Genomic DNA, 16,834 nt, shown 5'->3' with positions numbered 1-16,834 from the left:
ACATTGCCTCAGCTGTTTTTATTGGTATGGTTGTAAGCATAGTCCCGGACGCTAACGCTGGCTATGGGGGATAAGGTCGCGTTAATTTAACAAACGCCACTCTCGCGCCTGATTTACCGCCTGAATACGTCCCTTCACCTGTAGCTTCTCGTAAAGCTGCTTGAGATGCCATTTGACGGTTTCCGCCGAAATGCCCAGCTCGCGCGCAACGCCTTTATTGGAATACCCCTCGGCGATCAAACGCAGCGTTTGCTGCTCCCGTTCGGTAAGACGCAACGCGGGCGGCTGCGGGCGATTCGCATCCGTGGCAATCCCGGCGGTCGCGAAATGCGATAACAGAGATGGGATATCAGCGGCCAGGTTGTCGTCCGGCCCACCACGTTTAAGTATCTCACTCAGTAGCGAAGCCATCTCCGCCCCGCCCTCCAGCAGGCTGCGCAACAGTCCCTGGTGCAATGCGCGCGAAAGGGCCGGGCGGCAAACAACCACAGCCTGCTCCAGATCCCCCGCGCGCCAAAGGGCGAGCGCCTGCATCAGCCGTAAACGCACGGCAAACAGCCACTCGCCGTTGTGTTCCCGGACGCTTGCCAGTTTATCCAGCTGCCGTGCGGCGGCCAGCGGATCGCCAGAAGCATAAAGTAAACGACACTGGCTTAACGCGATATATCCGCCAAGCGCATCCTGCTGTTGCGCCTGATTAAGCCCCTGCAGGCGGCACAGCAGCGCTTCGGCAGTTGATCTGTCACCCGTGAGGAGCGACATGGCGAGCCGTTCCGCCAGCAGCGGAGCCTGCGCCCGCAGCCAGCCGCGCTGGGCGGCCAGCCCCTCGGCATGAAGTAATAACGACTCCGCCTTTTCCCGCTCGCCTGCTGCACGAGCCTGACGGGCCAGCACGATGTAGCAGCGGCTAAGGCCGTCCGGCGGGCAAAAGTTATCAATCATCTCCAGGCGTGGGGCGAGCAGGCTCTGGACCTGCTCAATGTCGCCTTTTTCCCAGGCAATCTCCGCCAGTATGGGGGCCAGAGTCGCCCCGCTGCTGGAGTTAGCACCGGTATGCTGTTGCGCATAACGCAGCGCACGCGTGGCCTGCAGCTCCGCCTCGGCGAGATTCCCCTGGCGCAGATACCCCTGCGCCATTACGAACGCCCGGTAGACTTCAACAAAAAGGTTACGGTTGGCGACGCTCGCCCCCGCCACTCGCTGCTGAACATCCAGCGCCTGCTGTGGCCGTGAATCCGCGAGGTGGCAGTAGCTGAGGATGTTGCACACCAGGCCATCGACCCAAACATCGCCGCACGGCACCTCACACAGCAGCGGCTCGACAATGGCAATGCTGCGCGAAATGTTGTCAGCAAAGGCTTCGCAAATCGCCCGCACAACCTGCAACTTTACCCGTGAACTGTGGGCCAGAACATCAGGCCTGGCAGCCGCCTGCATCTCAATGGCATCGAGCAGTTGGCGGGCATCACTAAAGCGGAAACGGTGCGCTAGCGCCCAGGCCAGATTGAGCTGAAGTTCAATGCGCGACGGATCAAGGTTGTCGGGTAGATAGCGGATCCAGCGCACGAGGGTATCAATATCCCCCTCTTCCGCCAGCGACTGCGCCCCGGCCTCGGCATCCTTCGTCGCCGATTTACCAGCAGCCAGCGCGTGGCGAATCGCCTCAGCCCAAAGCTGTTGTGAGGCAAACCAGCCGCTGGCGCGGTCGTGCAACTGGCGAATATCAATCTCGCTACTGTGCTGCAGGCGGTGCAGTAAGGCGTCGCGCATCAGCGGATGATAGCGAAACCAGAGGCCGCCCTCATCCAGCGCCGACAGAAACAGGTTGTGCTGCCCAATCCACGCCAGCATCTCCCTGGCGTTATCATTGCCGCTAACCGCATCGCATAACGCCGGGTGCAAGCGGTTAAGCAGCGAAGTGTGCAGAAGAAAATCAAATACCTCAGTTGGAAGCGGCGCAAAGATAACCTCTTCGAGATAGCGGGAGATTGACCGCGAGCTGGCGCTAAGCCCCATCGCCGCAGATGAAGAACCGGCGGCATCATGGGATAGCGCGGCCATTTTCATCCCCGCCACCCAACCTTCCGTCAGCGCAATCAGCCGGGGAATATCCTGCGCATTAAGCGCTGACGATGCAGCGAAATAGGCGCTGGCTTCGCTGGGATTAAAGCGCAGTTCCGGGTCATACACCTCCAGTAGCTGGTCCTGCATTTGCAGGCGGCTTAGCGCTAAAGGCGGCTGGTGACGGCTGCCGATAATCAGATGCAAAGAAGACGGCGCATGGTTTAGCAGCCAGCTCATTCCCCGCTGAATCGCCGGGTCGGTAATGCACTGATAGTCGTCGAGAATAAGATAAAGCGGGTGCGGGCACTGATTGAGCTGATTGACGAGTTCGGCAAGGAACAGAGTGATATCGGCTGGAAGCTCCCCTTCCAGAGCATGTAGAAAAGGCGAGCTCCAGCCTTGCCACAGCGGTCGTAGCGCCTCCTGCAAATAGCGCATAAACAGCAGCGGCGCGCTGTCATCCTCATCAAGGCTCAGCCAGGCCAGCGCATCACCTTGTCGATGGCGATGCCGATACCACTGCGCCAGCAGGGTCGTTTTGCCAAATCCGGCGGGGGCGCAAACCAGCGTCAAACGGCGGGATGTCGCGTCATCAAGGCGCTGGAGCAGGCGCTCCCGGGCCAATAGCGTTTCCGGCGAGCGGGGCGGCGTAAAGCGGGTGGCGATTAGCGGCAGCGCGCGCGTGAAGCGGAAAGGTTCCTGCTCAACAAAGGCCGCCAGTGAATCATCCTGTGAGGATAAAAAAGCCATACCGCGATTACCTCTTAATCCAGTCCGTTGGTCATTATCCCCCCCATCAGGGGGGTAGGCCATGCTTATCGTGCCAGATAGAGTAATTCAATTCACTACGTTGATATGACGTCAGTCGCAGAGATCCCAGGTTTATTAATCAGTACAAGGTGAGTACAGAATATGGCTATCGAAAATAAAGTTGCGCTGGTAACCGGCGCGGGTCAGGGTATTGGCCGCGGTATTGCGTTGCGTCTGGCCAAAGATGGCGCGTCGCTGATGTTGGTGGACGTGAATCCTGAAGGGATTGCCGCCGTCGCCGCCGAAGTCGAGGCGCTGGGCCGCAAAGCAGCCACCTTCGTCGCCAATATCGCCGACCGCGATCAGGTTTATGCCGCCATTGACGCGGCGGAAAAGGCGTTGGGCGGCTTTGATATTATCGTCAACAACGCCGGGATCGCGCAGGTTCAGGCGCTGGCCGACGTGACCCCTGAAGAGGTTGATCGAATTATGCGTATCAACGTTCAGGGCACCTTGTGGGGCATTCAGGCGGCGGCGAAAAAATTCATCGACCGTCAGCAAAAAGGGAAAATCATCAACGCCTGCTCTATCGCCGGGCATGATGGCTTCGCGCTGCTGGGGATCTATTCCGCGACCAAATTTGCCGTGCGCGCCCTGACCCAGGCGGCCGCAAAAGAGTACGCCAGCCGCGGCATTACGGTTAACGCCTACTGCCCGGGGATTGTGGGTACCGGTATGTGGACTGAAATCGATAAACGCTTCGCAGAGATAACCGGCGCACCGGTTGGCGAAACCTATAAAAAGTATGTGGAAGGCATTGCGTTGGGTCGTGCTGAAACGCCGGACGATGTGGCAAGCCTGGTTTCGTATCTGGCAGGCCCGGATTCCGACTATGTTACCGGTCAATCGATCCTGATCGATGGCGGTATTGTTTACCGTTAAAAAGTAAAACCGGCGCAGCACGGATCTACGAAAAATTCGTCACGTGCTGATGCTGTGGCTTTTGTAGGCCGGGCCAGGCGCTAGCCGCCGCCCGGCAGACCTGTGAGCACACTATCATCAGTCTAAAACCCGGCACAGCACGCGCCGGGTTTCAGAGGTATTACGCGTTAGCCGTCGGTTCCTGCGGCTTCTTGCTCTGGGTGTTTTCCAGCATCCGGCGAACCGGCACAATCAGCACACACAACACCGCGGCACAGATCAGCAGCGCAATGGAACAGCGGGCGAACAGGTCAGGCAGCATATCCAGCTGGTCGGCCTTCACATGACCGCCAATCAGGCCTGCCGCCAGGTTCCCCAGCGCGCTGGCGCAGAACCACAGCCCCATCATCTGACCACGCATTCTTTCTGGTGCCAGCAGCGTCATGGTCGCCAGACCAATCGGGCTCAGGCACAGCTCGCCCAGCGTCAGCATCAGGATACTGCCGACCAGCCACATCGGCGAGACGCCAGCCCCTTCGTTGCTCAGCACGTTTTGTGCCGCCAGCATCATCAGGCCAAAGCCCGCGGCGGCGCACAGAATGCCGATAACAAACTTGGTGATGCTGCTCAGACGCACGTTTTTGCGCGCCAGCGCAGGCCACGCCCAGCTAAATACCGGTGCCAACAGAATGATGAACAGAGCATTGATCGACTGGAACCATACCGCCGGGATCTCAAAAGAACCGATCATACGGTTGGTATAGTCGTTAGCGAACAGGTTGAATGAGGTTGGCTTCTGCTCGAACGCCGACCAGAAGAAGGCCGCCGAAACCAACAGGATAAAGCAGACCAGCAAGCGAGCGCGCTCTTTGCGGCTTAAGCCAGCGAAGGCAAACAGATAGATGAAGTACAGCACCACCGAGGCGGCAATGACGTAGACCAGCATGCTGGCAACCGCGACAGGGTTAATCACAATAACGCCCTGGGCAATCAGCGTAATGACAATCGCCACGCCGACCGTCAGCGCCAGCAGCCATCCGCCCACGCCGTTTCTTTTCACCACCGGGCTATTCCAGGTTGAGTCGAGGCCGACTTCGCTGTCGTAGCGTTTCATCGCCGGGACGGCAAAGACGCGGAAGATAACCAGCGCAACCAGCATCCCGATACCGCCGATCCCAAAGCCCCAGTGCCAGCCGTGAGACTTAATCAGCCAACCGGAGATTAGCGGCGCAATGAACGACCCCATATTGATGCCCATATAGAACAGCGAAAATCCACCGTCGCGGCGCGCATCGCCCTTCTTGTAGAGCGTCCCTACCATCACCGAAATACAGGTTTTGAACAGGCCGGAACCGAGTACAATAAACATCAGGCCGATAAAGAACAGCGTGTCGCCCATCACCGCCGACAGCGCAATGGACAGATGGCCCAGGGCAATCAGAATCGAACCGTACCAGACCGCCTTTTGTTGACCAAGCCAGTTATCCGCCAGCCAGCCGCCCGGCAGCGCGGCAAGATACATCGCACCGGCAAAGATACCCACGATCGCCGAGGCGTTCTCACGCGCCAGCCCCATGCCGCCGTCATAAACGGTGGCCGCCATAAACAGGATCAGTAATGGACGAATGCCGTAGAACGAAAATCGCTCCCACATTTCGGTGAAAAACAGCGAACCAAGCGGATATGGATGACCAAAAAAGGTCCGACTTTCATTTTTATTCACAGAGGAATGCATAACTTCTCCCAAAAGATACCCGCAGCGATTTAAAACCACGGGAAGCGTGTTGACCTTTTATACACAAGGTCAATTATTCACATTTAATGTGATGATATTTAACCATTTGATAACCTAAAAATGGTCCTGTCTAGTCCCTTACCCCAACTTTTTAGATGAAAATTCGACAAACGTCTACTTTTCTGGATTTAAAGTTGGCGAAAGGGGAAATGTGATTGACATGATAAAACACACAAAAAAAATCATTTAATCATTAAAAAACAAATGATTAATAATATTTATTCTTATGATTACCGGGTCGTACATGAGTAAGCAACACCTAATCAATAACCCTAAGAAATACGTGTCTGATGAGCACAATGTCGGGAAAGGCCGATAAAACTAACAATTAAAGTTGTGAATGGATCGCCATCAGGGGGCGTAGATAATCCAGCACCGAACTTGCACAACTCGAGGGTTAAATCGCCGAACCGACGGCATTCGTATGCGGCTTTAACGGGTTTTTATGACGCGCCAGCAGGTAAGACTGACGCGTTGTCATGGACGATTATTTAATCCAGCGATCTTTAATTTCGCTATATTCAGGAGAAGCCATCACCTTCTCCAGCGCCTGGTTTATCTCCGCCAGCAGCGGGTTCCCTTTACGCAGCGCAATGCCCAGGCCTTTACCATAATATTCAGGATCGGTGGCGTGCTCATCCATAATGACGAAGTCCGGGTTCTCCTTCAGCCAGTTTTTCATCGCCGCCACGTCGCCAAACACCCCGTCCAGACGTCCGTTTCGCAGGTCGATTAGCGCGTTCATATAGCTATCATAGGCTTGAGATTCAATCTCGCCATGGCGATCCTGGAGGTAGCGCTGATGCGAAGTCCCGTTCTCCAGGCCAAGCTTTTTACCTTTCAAATCGGCAAAGGTATGGAAGGTATCTTTGCGCACCACCGCAACCGCCGACAGTTCGTTGAAGTACGGCGTCGAGAAATCAACCTGCTTTTCACGCAGCGGTGTGATATCCATACCGGCGATCACCGCATCCATTTTCTTAAAACGCAGCGCCGGGATCAGGCTATCAAAACTCTGATTGGTGAAGTTGCAGGTCGCCTGGAGTTCCTTACATACCGCTTTGGCAATATCGATATCAAAACCAGCCACCTGGTTATTACCATCGACAAATTCAAACGGCGGATAGGTTGCGCTGGTACCAAAATGAATCACCCGTTCAGCGGCCAGCGCCGAACAAGAAAATAAACCGAGCGCAATAGCGAGATAAGTACCTTTCATGTTAATGCTCCCTGTGATGCCCCTACAATAATTCAGCGGTCTGAAAGATGGTCGGGATCGTTATTTCCGTCAGGCACCGAATCAAATTCATCGCCCAAATAATTATCGTCATTGATAAACCGTCCAGGTTATGGCCTGCGAAATAGCAGGTGCCGCCCGTCCGGGGAGAACAATCATACTTGAACTGATGCGGGTTCTGTAGATTCCTGCCGCCTTATGGGAGATAAATTAATGAATCATATCCACAGGTTACGCGATAGATTACAGCATAATATATCAAGCTGAAGGTTATATTTCATATCAACAAGAATAGTAATGGTTTAAGCAGAGATAAAAATTTCACCATAGGTGCAATACGCAAAATATCTAACCCCGACTTAAAAGTCGGGGAATTTTCTCCCTAACTCTGACAGCCCTGCACCGACAACCGCAGCCATTTTCACGATAGTTGCTCAGTCAGCATCTGCCACAGAAACTCTTCTTTCATGGCCCGCTGAAATGCCCGTTGGCTATTTTCCGGCGAACTGCCGTGACCGGCTTCAGTTTCTTCATACAGCCAGACATTATCGTGGCCCTGCTGCTGCATGTGCGCCACCATTTTGCGCGCATGGGCTGGGCTGACACGGTCGTCTTGCGTGCCGGTAGTAAACAGCGTCGGCGGATAGTGCTTATCTGCGCGAACCTTGTCGAAAGGCGAGTAGTTTTGCAGCCATTGCCACTCTTCTGCGTTCTCCGGGTCGCCGTATTCCGCTATCCAGGATGCCCCTGCCAACCAGCGATGATAGTTACGCATATCCAGAAGCGGCACCTGGCAAACCAGCGCGCCAAAAAGCTCCGGGTAATCCGTTAGCATATTGCCGATCAGTAAGCCGCCGTTACTCCCTCCTTGCGCCGCAAGCCGTTTCGGGCAGGTTACACTGCGCGCGATCAGGTCTTTCGCTACCGCCGCGAAGTCTTCATAGGCACGGTGACGATGCTGCTTCAGCGCCGCCTGATGCCACAGTGGTCCGTATTCTCCTCCGCCGCGAATATTCGCGACGACGAAAACGCCTCCCTTTTGCAGCCAGGTTTCCCCCATCGCGCCCAAATAGTATGGAGACAGAGAAACCTCGAAACCGCCGTAACCATAAAGCAAAGTCGGGTTGTCACCGGTTAATGCCAGTCCTTTAGCGGAAACCTGGAAATACGGGATGCGCGTACCGTCCAGCGAAATAGCAAAATGCTGAGTCACCTCGATACCCGAGGCATCAAAACAGGACGGGTCCTGTTTCACGGCGATAAGATTCCCGCTGTCCAGATCGCCAAGGCTCAGGCGGCAGGATTGCAAGAATCCATAGCTAACGACTCGATAGCGGTTGCTCTCTATATCAATGCCATATGCTGAAATACAGGTGAAATCGGGCAATTCCAGCGTGTTAACGTTGCGCCACTGACCGTGTTCAGGGAGGCAAAATGTCACTTTTTCGACCACATCCTGAGTCAGATTGAGTATCAGGTAGTCACGCGTCGTATCGTAGCCTTGCAGCGTAGTGTGGGCATCCGGCGTGAACAAAACGGTAAAGTCGCGCTGGCCCTGCTGAAAAGCCGTAAAATCGGTCGCAATCAACGAGCCTGCGGGATAGGTTTTGTCGGCAATCTCCCAGGCCGAGGTCAGCATCACCAGAAGCCAGTTTTGCAGAAAACCGCATGATGCATCTTCAGGAATAGCAATGGGTTCCAGCTCATTTTGCGCGGTCAACAGCCAGGTGCGGCGGCGATAAAAATCCTCAGCGCGCTGCACCAGCGTTTTCTCAAAACCTGGGGTCGGATCGTGCCAGGCATATACGCGCATATCCGACTCAGTTCCGGCATAAATGAGCGCGGCATCCTGCGCAGGTGTGCCGCGTCGCCAGCGGCTAACGCAGCGAGGATAGCCCGATTGGGTCAGCGTATCGCCCCCCGCATCAAGCGCTAAAAGAAGCGTATTTTCATCAAGCCAGCGAGCGGAGCTTTTGCTTTCGGGAAGATAAAACCCGTCGGCAATAAAAGTCTTGTTAACCAGATCAAACTCGCGGATTTCACATGCATCACCACCGCTCGACAGATAGATTAGCGCCCGCGTGTAATCCGGGTAGAGGATATCGGTACCGTGATAGTTCCAGCTTGCACTCTCTTCTTCATTTAGCCGGTCGATGTCCAACACCGTTTCCCATTCAGGGTTATCCGCTAACCAGGATGCTTCCGTCGTTCGCCGCCAGATACCGCGCGGATGCTGTTCATCCTGCCAAAAGTTATAAACCGTTTCGCGATAGTGGCTAACCCAGGGAATATTCGATTGATCGTCCAGCGATTGCAAAACGGCCTTCTGCGTACGGTGAAAACGCTCACCCTGGGCGAATTTTGCGACGGTGCGGCTATTCTGCTCCGCCACCCAGCGCAGGGCGTCATCGTCCTGCGGTGTTTCCAGTTTGTTGAGCAGTTCCTGAACGTTTTGTCGCGTCATGATTATCTCGTCCTGATAAATGGGCAGAGTGTTGTCGATATGGCTGACTTCTTAGCCATGCGCAGATTTGTAGTGGAATGTATCAAAGTAAAGGTAAGTGCAATTTCTGTACTAACCAGACTAGCGAATTACACAATGAACGTGTAGATAAAAATACGCCTGGATGCTAGCAGCCGCTATCGTGAACACGAGGTTTTTTGTAGAAGATTTACGAAATCGGATCTCGTGCGTATGGGTATAAGATTTGAGTGTAACCGATGGATTTATAAGATAAAATAGATGGAGCGGGCGAAGGGATTAGAACAAGCTGCTCAATAACTTGAAAAATATAGAATTTTCAAGTTATATCTTAACTTATACCCCCAAAGATACCCCCAAAGCACAGAGGCTTTGAATTCAAGTAATTACCTTTGTCGATAAATCAGCAGGAAGCGAGATGATAGCAAATGGCAGGCATACTCGAAAGCAGCGATACCGTTAGCATCAGACTAATTACGATTCATTAAACCCAGATCGCGACGGGCCCTCATGATATCAATAATCGTGAGATATGGCGTTTGTTCTTGCCAGCTAAACCCTCTGCGATCGATACGAACCAGTTCGTACTTTTCCACTAGAAAGTTAATGGCATTAGCGAGAGTGATACCGGCATCGATATGTTCCTGTATGACGGTTTCATCACAGAAAGGTGTATCGTTTAGTGTCAGGCCATAATGCTGTTCCAGCAGACGACTAAGTAGCATTTGCCAGATAGTCACGGGCGACAGGCATGGCTTCGCCGCCCGCATATTTGTTGTAGGTAGAAATTTCATTTTTTCTCTCGTGAAAGTAATTAACGTTGAGTGGGATAAATGGCGATGTATACGTAGCCACAACTACCAAGCGTATCGGCTTCGCAGGTGAGTCCGTTGTGATAGAGGGTGACACAGTGCTGATGGCGGGGGGAGAGTTCTCCGCTGGTGAGTGTCAGCTCCAGTTGTTTGAGAATCAACGGAAAGGCCTGATCCAGGTATAGCGCGTCATCGTCGCAGAAAGCACCGTTAAATCCGGCCCGATCAGCAAGAAAATGCAGGCGGTCTCCTTCTTGCACCAGCCGAGCTCCAAAACAGGGTGTGATCGTACTCTTTAGCCCCCAATGCTGGCAGGGGGGATTCTCCGGTATGGCACCGGATTCTGAGTGATAGTTCATTATTGTTCCTGATTAAAGTGAAGGATTAATTGAGAGTGACGCTTCGAAGAATGACATAGGGACCATTGCGGTCCTGACGACGTTCAGCAAACACGGCCAGAACGCCGCGTATGTCCTCCATCTCGCGGCCAGCATAATGGCAGATACTGCCTGACCATTTATATTTGCCCGTACTGAAGCGAAACAGTCGGGAGCCAGGATGTTGCCGGTACAGGGTCATTGCCTGGCGTTTGCTGATGATTTTCATATCCAGCCTCGCTCTGCAAACGACACTATGCCCTCTGAACCGATGACTAGATGATCGAGCGTGTTCACATCAACCAGTGCCAGCGCTTCTTTAAGCCTGCCCGTAATGTTGCGGTCACACTGACTGGGCTCCGGATCACCGGATGGATGGTTATGCGCCAGTACGACAGCTGCAGCATTGAAGCGAAGCGCTGACTTCACTACCTCACGGGGATGGACCCGGACATGGTTAATCGAACCGGCAAATAGCGTTTCACTCTCCAGTAAACGGTGCTGGTTATCGAGATAGAGCACCATAAACACTTCCCGTTCTTGTCCTGCCAGCTGTAACCGAAGCCAGTCACGGGCAGCAGTACTAGAGGTAAAGGATATACCGGGCTGGCGCAAATATTTATCCAGCAGGTTGATGGCACGACGAATGGTGCGTTGGGCATAGGGGGTTAATCCGGAGGTCGCGGGGATCAAACAACCATGCTGGGCCATAATCGCCAGTGGAAAGAGTTCAGGCTGCGATGACACCGGGGATAATGCGGTATTCATGTCAGGCATTCCTCAGTCAATGAGATACATAATGGCGCTGCATTCCGGATGGTTCAGCGCGTAGTCGCGTAAACGATAATAGTGCTCAGTCATCGCGTCACACTCGGTACGACAGGCATGGTGGCTGTAAGCCATCAGGCAGGCGACTATCCCTGCTGCTTCGCCAGTAAGTTCCGCGCTGTTACCGTTCATACTGTTGAACAATCTCCACTTTTCATCTTGCTCCGACTCGGGAGCCATAAAAGCGCCGCCATTGCTGAGCGTCGAAAAGCGCCAGATACCACCTTGGTAATCGGCACACAGCCGATCCATCCAGGCGAAAATGCGAGGTTCAAGGGTTATCCATTGTGGGATGGAGCCAAAGTGCTGCGGCCAGAAGCCGATACGTAACTCGTCCGGGACCACTGAGGCAGTAATTGCGGTATGCTCCGCAACCTGATGATTTTGTGTATTCATTAAACTATCTCCTTATGCCGGAACCGTTGTTTAACGCCCGAAAAAATCGAGCATGTTTTCTGCCATCACCCAAAGAGCACGATTGAGCTTCACATCGCCATCAATACCGGTAACAGCACGGGTGCGGCTGCTTTTCCCCTGTGCGGTTCGCCCTGACAGACCACCTTTCATCAGGTTCTCCTGCACGCGCTGGTAGACGGTCCACAGGTCATCGCTGTAGTCCTCCCCGCGACGTGGGGTCAGCAACTGCGATACCGTGACCGGCTGGTGCTCCTCACCAAATCGATACTTCAGTGCCGCATTTGCCAGCGCGTGACGGGCCGGGGCTGGTAACGCCAGCGACTGCATTGCACCGCGTTTCTCCTCCACCCGGTCAAAGACCCCGAGCACTTCGTAAGCCCCTTCAATCACCTTCTCGACGACATTACCTTTATGCGGTACCCGCACTTCGCCGAATGACTGACCGCAGACCAGGCCGTTGGTACAGACGCCACGAAACAGTCCCGGCAGCATCTGGTAGCTTGATGAGCCGTCGTGGCTGTTAAGCAGAATGATTTCCGGTACCTGATGTTCGGTAAGTTGTCCGGCACGACGCAGGCGCAGCATGTGTTTGGTATGCTCCCGCTTGCTCTGGTCGCGAACCTTCGTCTGGCAGGCAAAGAACGGCTCAAACCCCTCGCGCTGCAGACTTTCGAGGATGGTGATGGTCGGGATGTAGGTATAACGGTCCGAGCGTGATTCATGCTTGTCACTCCCGAACACGCTGGGCACATGACTCATCAGCTCTTCGTGGGTCAGAGGTCGGTCACGGCGTATCTGATTTATACGGCCAAAGCGGCTGGCTAATCGCATGGCTAACTCCTTATCTGATAATGAAATAAAAACAAAAAAGCCATGTTCCCGAAGGAACATGGCCTGTTGCTATCTGGTTGTTGGTGCGTAGTGGGCTGGAGAGGTCTGAAATGTGAATAATTAATCGCTGTAGTGTGTGGTCCGACATTCACTGAGGTCAGACAGCTCTTTTTGCGTATTCTTCAGACCCGGACTAAAGGAGCCGACTTTGTTATTGTTGACGTAAACATCGAAATTAGACGACTGACCCAGCGCGTCAATAAATGACACCCAGGCATTGTCACCGTTTCGCCAGCCGAGGGAAGAAGGTAACGGATACTGACTGTTATCCATGACGACCGTTATTTCCGTCCCGTCGTCATGAGAACTTACTGATGTTCCATCAGGCAGGGTGAGATCAACACCGTGTTGCAGAATATTCTGCGCATCCGGATTGCCAGTACAGTTCAGATTAAACACCACCTTCTCCGGGCTGGTAATGATATATTCGGTCACGCCCATCCCAAAACCACTCGTCCACATATTGGGAATAGCGTGTGCTGTTGATACAGAAGCCAGCATAGCAAATGTAAATATTACGTAAGGCAGTCGCATAATGTTGTCCTCAAATCATGTAATAAAGCTTTTGTTGTTCAAAACAATAAAGTAATGAAAAAACAGTTGGATTATTTTATTTGTTTGTAGCGAAACGCTTCTTTTCCGGCATAAATCCCGACGAGATCGTCATAACGAGGGTCCTTTTTATTCGTGCGGAACGTTACTTTCATATCCGGACTGCACATATCCTTCATGGTGAGATTGAATTCTTTACCAGGCGTAATGGTATAGCCTGTTGCCACATCGTCTTTACTGGGAGTGATCCACCCCCATATGCCACCCGGACAATCTCTGGAAGGTTTCGAGCGAACAACAATAAACCATCCCATTGAATCCACTTCCGTCGCTGTGCACAGTTTTCTGACCTGTCGGTGGGCATCACACCAGAATATATTCCCACTCTTATTATTCACTGCCGCAGGCAGGAACCCGCTATAAGGACGTGCTGCGTGAGAATTACCTGCGATAAGCAGGGGGAACAACATGACTGGCAGTAAAGAAAACAATTTCAATTTTTTCATTAGATTAACCTTACATTTAATTATGGAGACTATCTCTTATCAGTGTGTCCGGATTGCCCCCGACTTTCTGATGGAGAAAATGAATTCAGCGACTGCTGAATAAAACGGAAATGAGGTAAGGCAGAGATAAAATGTTTATCTTCCGACAGCTGATAGAGAAGCTCACTGCGAATAAATGTTTCCCGGGATGGCCTTACCAGATGAATCTCATCCAGCCGGAAGACACGTAATTGCCTGTTATGTTCAGCGACCAGATACCAGTAACCGTCCAGAGCGATTAGCCGGTAAGGTGCAACGGCCTCATGACGATCCCCTTCAGTCAGAATGGTGATGCGCTGACATCCCGAAATAGCTCTGACCAGCCTGTAGAAGCAGAGTTTTCCTGCCGGGGGATGAGGTCTGTCCTGATGCCATACCAGACAGGGTCGATCATCACAGTCCAGCAGGCTGCTGACCAGTCGCCGGTCAAAGCCCGGGAAAACCCCGGCCAGCCCCGTGCGGTGAGCAAAGGTCAGAATATCTATTTCCTGCCGCGTACTGTGAATATCTGAACGCAGACCGCATTGTCCCTGGTAGTAATCCAGGTCGAGATACATCAGACGTTCCCGAAAGTCACGACGCAGCGTGCGCTCTGACACCCCGAATTCAGTTGCCAGTTTGCGAATGAACAGAGTTTCACCGGACACCAGGCGGCTGATAATCAACGACAACCTGACGGCAAGCCGGTCATGTCGCCGCTCCTGAAGCGTCATGAAAGATTTCTCCTGAGAAGTTAACTCTCTGAATTAATAATGATTACTTTAAAGGAAGGGGTGGACAGGGTATGGACAACATCGGAACTATTTTTTATGAGCAGCCCGGCCTTGTGAGCGCTCGTCTGACAGATAATGATGCTTCGCCTGATTTAGTTGATGATAAAACGCAATGGAAAGGACGTGTCCACAATCAACAAATCATTAACAACCAGTTCATCATTCGCAGAGAAAATTTCGATATCAGAAGAATATCCAGTCCCAGACGGCCCGTGCGACCGATACCACCGCATCACGCACGCTACGAATCACCGTTTTCAGCGATGCAGACAGGAACGAAGATGATTCTGCGGAATCGAAAACCCGGCACACAGCTTCACCGAAACTGTCACGGGCCTGCGACTTTACCGGCTCTGTGCAGAGTCTCCCGTGCAGTTGTGTCACTACCGGGCTGGTGGCGCGGTCAGGCAGACAGCGCATCATGGCTGCCACCATCTCCTCAATGCCCCATCCAGTGCTGGCGGACACCACACAGACCGGATGATGCGGTTTGAACATCGCCATAATCGCAGCCTGCTTCGCTTTAAGATTTCCCTGTTGGTGCGGCGAAGGTTTGCTGGTGAGGGTATCCCATTCATGACAGGGTTCGATTTTGTCGGCCTGGTTAATCACAAACAGCACCTTTTGCCTGTAAGATTGCATCACTTCGTGCCAGAACTGCTCGTCCACGATCAGTGCCCGATCATCGGCCTTAATGACCCACAGCACCAGGTCCAGCTCCGGCAGCATACGACGGTACAGGGCCCGGTATTCATGATCCCGTCGCCCGTTTTCACCTACCCCCGGTAAATCAACAATCACCAGACTGTGACGACCGCTGCGCAACCGGAAACGCAGTACGTCGCGAGTACAGGCGTTCACGTCACTCACCGGGGACACCTCGCCCCGGAAAAGTTCGTTGCAGAGAGAGGATTTACCTGCACCACTTTTGCCCATGATGCCAATCACCGGCTCGTAGTGGGTCAGGTTCTGGATACGTTCAAGAATAAGCTGGCGAAGCATGTACGGAAGCGACGCGAGCGGTTGTTCAAGGGCATGAAGGCCATCAGGTTTATTCATACAGTAGTCTCAGCGTGAAAAATTAAAAACCCCGCGATCCAGTCAGGAGGGCGGGGGTTCACTGAGATAATATCTGTCTGAAATAATTTGGGATTTTAGATTAACACGTAAAGGATCTTGTGCAGTATTGGATTGTACAATATCCGCTTGGTGTCAGCAGCGGACATTAACATACTTCGGGAATGCACTAACCTCACCTCAGTAGACATACCCTTTCTTCACTGTATGGGCTGATCAATGGACTGACCCCACGACATCAGACAAATTCTGTCCTCACGATGAGGGCTGTTCAAAGGCCTCCGGACTGACGCCGCCGAGATGACTGTGGCGCCGCAACTGTTTTGAGTTAGTCACGACTCTTATCATGCAGGCGGGTCGGGTAAATAAAAATTCGGATTACATAATGGCATGGTAGAGTGCGGGTCCCCCAGAGCGAATAAAGGTTACCGCTATGCAACAAATTGATTTTTACATGATTGATGCCTTTACCACCACCACGTTTGATGGCAATGCGGCTGCGGTATGTCCACTTACCGAATGGTTGCCTGATGAGACATTATTAAAATGTCGCAGCAACATAACCAGTCTGAAACAGCATTTTTTGTCGCAAATGATAATGGCTTTGAGTTGCGTTGGTTTACCACTCTGGGGGAAATTAACTTATGCGGGCATGCCACGCTTGCTGCTGCACACGTCATATTTGAACATCTTGACTACTCAGGCACAACAATCCATTTTGCTACTCGATTTGTCGGCCCATTAATGGTGACACGCAGCGGTGAATGGATGACGCTTGATTTTCCCTCCTGGGAAACTGAGCCAGTCATACCACCCGCCTTATTGCTGGAAGCGCTTGGCATCACAGAGTGCAAAGAAGTGCGTATGGCACGCGACTACATGGTCGTGATGGAGAATCAACAGCAGGTAGAAGCTGTACGCCCGAATATCAATGCAATGCTCCCCCTGGGAAAAATGGTGTGTATTACCGCTGCGGGCGAAGGGGAATATGATTTTGTCAGCCGTTTTTTCTGCCCTGGGGATGCTGTAGCAGAAGACCCTGTTACAGGTTCAACGCATAGTATGCTCATTCCTTATTGGTCTGAAAAATTGAAGAAAACACAAATGCTGGCGCATCAGGGAGCGGAGCGTGGCGGGGATTTACGCTGTCAGCTAGAGGGCGATCGCGTTTTAATCAGCGGACAAGCAGCAACTTATCTGATTGGCAAAGTACTGTTGCGCCAGGAATAGCGAAATACCGATCGTCATGAGTTTTCAAGTATAACGTCCACTTTTCGCTGTGAGTTTAACCGATGGATGCAACACATTGGTTA

General features: G+C 52.7%; 15 protein-coding genes and 1 pseudogene. 2 read left to right on the top strand and 14 right to left on the bottom strand.

All coding sequences use genetic code 11. The annotated features are described in order from the left end of the window. Nucleotides 1-81: 81 nt before the first annotated feature. Complete coding sequence (locus AC07P6_RS05190) at nucleotides 82-2,814, bottom strand: winged helix-turn-helix domain-containing protein (RefSeq protein ID WP_478315770.1); 2,733 nt, start codon at nucleotides 2,812-2,814, stop codon at nucleotides 82-84. 162 nt (nucleotides 2,815-2,976) lie between these two features. Here AC07P6_RS05190 and AC07P6_RS05185 point away from each other — a divergent pair, with 162 nt between their 5' ends. After that, a complete protein-coding gene (locus AC07P6_RS05185) occupies nucleotides 2,977-3,756 on the top strand; it encodes an acetoin reductase (protein WP_110276384.1) in 780 nt (259 codons plus the stop codon). 160 nt (nucleotides 3,757-3,916) lie between these two features. Here the strand turns inward: AC07P6_RS05185 and AC07P6_RS05180 are convergent, their stop codons facing one another. The 13 genes from AC07P6_RS05180 to AC07P6_RS05120 all read right to left on the bottom strand — a co-directional run bounded on the left by AC07P6_RS05180 (nucleotide 3,917) and on the right by AC07P6_RS05120 (nucleotide 15,503). Continuing rightward, nucleotides 3,917-5,470: a peptide MFS transporter gene (locus AC07P6_RS05180; protein ID WP_434661633.1), complete on the bottom strand. Its 1,554-nt coding sequence runs from the start codon at nucleotides 5,468-5,470 to the stop codon at nucleotides 3,917-3,919. Nucleotides 5,471-6,017: 547 nt separating this feature from the next. Further along, on the bottom strand, nucleotides 6,018-6,749 hold the full coding sequence (locus tag AC07P6_RS05175) for an arginine ABC transporter substrate-binding protein (protein ID WP_181484975.1): 732 nt from the start codon (nucleotides 6,747-6,749) through the stop codon (nucleotides 6,018-6,020). A 439-nt stretch (nucleotides 6,750-7,188) separates the two neighbouring features. Beyond that, nucleotides 7,189-9,231, bottom strand: a complete 2,043-nt coding sequence (locus tag AC07P6_RS05170) for a prolyl oligopeptidase family serine peptidase (protein WP_478315769.1) — start codon at nucleotides 9,229-9,231, stop codon at nucleotides 7,189-7,191. A gap of 488 nt (nucleotides 9,232-9,719) precedes the next feature. After that, the gene (locus AC07P6_RS05165; RefSeq protein WP_001546951.1) at nucleotides 9,720-10,043 is read right to left on the bottom strand and encodes a TA system toxin CbtA family protein; all 324 of its coding nucleotides are present in this window, start codon (nucleotides 10,041-10,043) and stop codon (nucleotides 9,720-9,722) included. A 20-nt stretch (nucleotides 10,044-10,063) separates the two neighbouring features. Next, nucleotides 10,064-10,420: a type IV toxin-antitoxin system YeeU family antitoxin gene (locus tag AC07P6_RS05160; protein ID WP_045333559.1), complete on the bottom strand. Its 357-nt coding sequence runs from the start codon at nucleotides 10,418-10,420 to the stop codon at nucleotides 10,064-10,066. Nucleotides 10,421-10,445: 25 nt separating this feature from the next. Continuing rightward, nucleotides 10,446-10,667: a DUF987 domain-containing protein gene (locus AC07P6_RS05155; protein ID WP_138110057.1), complete on the bottom strand. Its 222-nt coding sequence runs from the start codon at nucleotides 10,665-10,667 to the stop codon at nucleotides 10,446-10,448. Next, nucleotides 10,664-11,206, bottom strand: a complete 543-nt coding sequence (radC, locus tag AC07P6_RS05150) for a RadC family protein (RefSeq protein ID WP_155553956.1) — start codon at nucleotides 11,204-11,206, stop codon at nucleotides 10,664-10,666. The genes AC07P6_RS05155 and radC overlap by 4 nt, the downstream gene beginning before the upstream one ends. 12 nt (nucleotides 11,207-11,218) lie before the next feature. Next, a complete protein-coding gene (locus AC07P6_RS05145; RefSeq protein ID WP_012543034.1) occupies nucleotides 11,219-11,662 on the bottom strand; it encodes an antirestriction protein in 444 nt (147 codons plus the stop codon). 30 nt (nucleotides 11,663-11,692) lie between these two features. Next, on the bottom strand, nucleotides 11,693-12,514 hold the full coding sequence (locus AC07P6_RS05140; RefSeq protein ID WP_155553957.1) for a DUF932 domain-containing protein: 822 nt from the start codon (nucleotides 12,512-12,514) through the stop codon (nucleotides 11,693-11,695). Between the two features lie 120 nt (nucleotides 12,515-12,634). Beyond that, complete coding sequence (locus AC07P6_RS05135) at nucleotides 12,635-13,108, bottom strand: hypothetical protein (protein ID WP_478315768.1); 474 nt, start codon at nucleotides 13,106-13,108, stop codon at nucleotides 12,635-12,637. Between the two features lie 71 nt (nucleotides 13,109-13,179). Next, a complete protein-coding gene (locus AC07P6_RS05130; RefSeq protein WP_138110054.1) occupies nucleotides 13,180-13,632 on the bottom strand; it encodes a hypothetical protein in 453 nt (150 codons plus the stop codon). A gap of 29 nt (nucleotides 13,633-13,661) precedes the next feature. Then, nucleotides 13,662-14,384 (bottom strand): helix-turn-helix transcriptional regulator, encoded by a 723-nt coding sequence (locus AC07P6_RS05125; RefSeq protein ID WP_478315767.1) that lies wholly within the window; start codon nucleotides 14,382-14,384, stop codon nucleotides 13,662-13,664. Between the two features lie 243 nt (nucleotides 14,385-14,627). Beyond that, nucleotides 14,628-15,503, bottom strand: coding sequence for a GTPase family protein (locus tag AC07P6_RS05120; RefSeq protein WP_193937786.1), 876 nt, complete (start codon nucleotides 15,501-15,503; stop codon nucleotides 14,628-14,630). A 451-nt stretch (nucleotides 15,504-15,954) separates the two neighbouring features. Here AC07P6_RS05120 and AC07P6_RS05115 point away from each other — a divergent pair. Then, a pseudogene (locus tag AC07P6_RS05115) lies at nucleotides 15,955-16,751 on the top strand (PhzF family phenazine biosynthesis protein). Nucleotides 16,752-16,834 lie beyond the last annotated feature (83 nt).

This window comes from Klebsiella sp. GFKo11, from assembly GCF_056490265.1.
This window is presented reverse-complemented; position numbering and strand designations above follow the sequence as displayed.

Coding starts and splice junctions, on each gene's coding strand:
- AC07P6_RS05140 (WP_155553957.1), bottom strand. CDS start 12,514: ATGCGATTAGCCAGCCGCTTTGGCCGTATAAATCAGATACGCCGTGAC.
- AC07P6_RS05120 (WP_193937786.1), bottom strand. CDS start 15,503: ATGAATAAACCTGATGGCCTTCATGCCCTTGAACAACCGCTCGCGTCG.
- AC07P6_RS05165 (WP_001546951.1), bottom strand. CDS start 10,043: ATGAAATTTCTACCTACAACAAATATGCGGGCGGCGAAGCCATGCCTG.
- AC07P6_RS05160 (WP_045333559.1), bottom strand. CDS start 10,420: ATGAACTATCACTCAGAATCCGGTGCCATACCGGAGAATCCCCCCTGC.
- AC07P6_RS05145 (WP_012543034.1), bottom strand. CDS start 11,662: ATGAATACACAAAATCATCAGGTTGCGGAGCATACCGCAATTACTGCC.
- AC07P6_RS05175 (WP_181484975.1), bottom strand. CDS start 6,749: ATGAAAGGTACTTATCTCGCTATTGCGCTCGGTTTATTTTCTTGTTCG.
- AC07P6_RS05135 (WP_478315768.1), bottom strand. CDS start 13,108: ATGCGACTGCCTTACGTAATATTTACATTTGCTATGCTGGCTTCTGTA.
- AC07P6_RS05130 (WP_138110054.1), bottom strand. CDS start 13,632: ATGAAAAAATTGAAATTGTTTTCTTTACTGCCAGTCATGTTGTTCCCC.
- radC (WP_155553956.1), bottom strand. CDS start 11,206: ATGAATACCGCATTATCCCCGGTGTCATCGCAGCCTGAACTCTTTCCA.
- AC07P6_RS05155 (WP_138110057.1), bottom strand. CDS start 10,667: ATGAAAATCATCAGCAAACGCCAGGCAATGACCCTGTACCGGCAACAT.
- AC07P6_RS05170 (WP_478315769.1), bottom strand. CDS start 9,231: ATGACGCGACAAAACGTTCAGGAACTGCTCAACAAACTGGAAACACCG.
- AC07P6_RS05125 (WP_478315767.1), bottom strand. CDS start 14,384: ATGACGCTTCAGGAGCGGCGACATGACCGGCTTGCCGTCAGGTTGTCG.
- AC07P6_RS05185 (WP_110276384.1), top strand. CDS start 2,977: ATGGCTATCGAAAATAAAGTTGCGCTGGTAACCGGCGCGGGTCAGGGT.
- AC07P6_RS05190 (WP_478315770.1), bottom strand. CDS start 2,814: ATGGCTTTTTTATCCTCACAGGATGATTCACTGGCGGCCTTTGTTGAG.
- AC07P6_RS05180 (WP_434661633.1), bottom strand. CDS start 5,470: ATGCATTCCTCTGTGAATAAAAATGAAAGTCGGACCTTTTTTGGTCAT.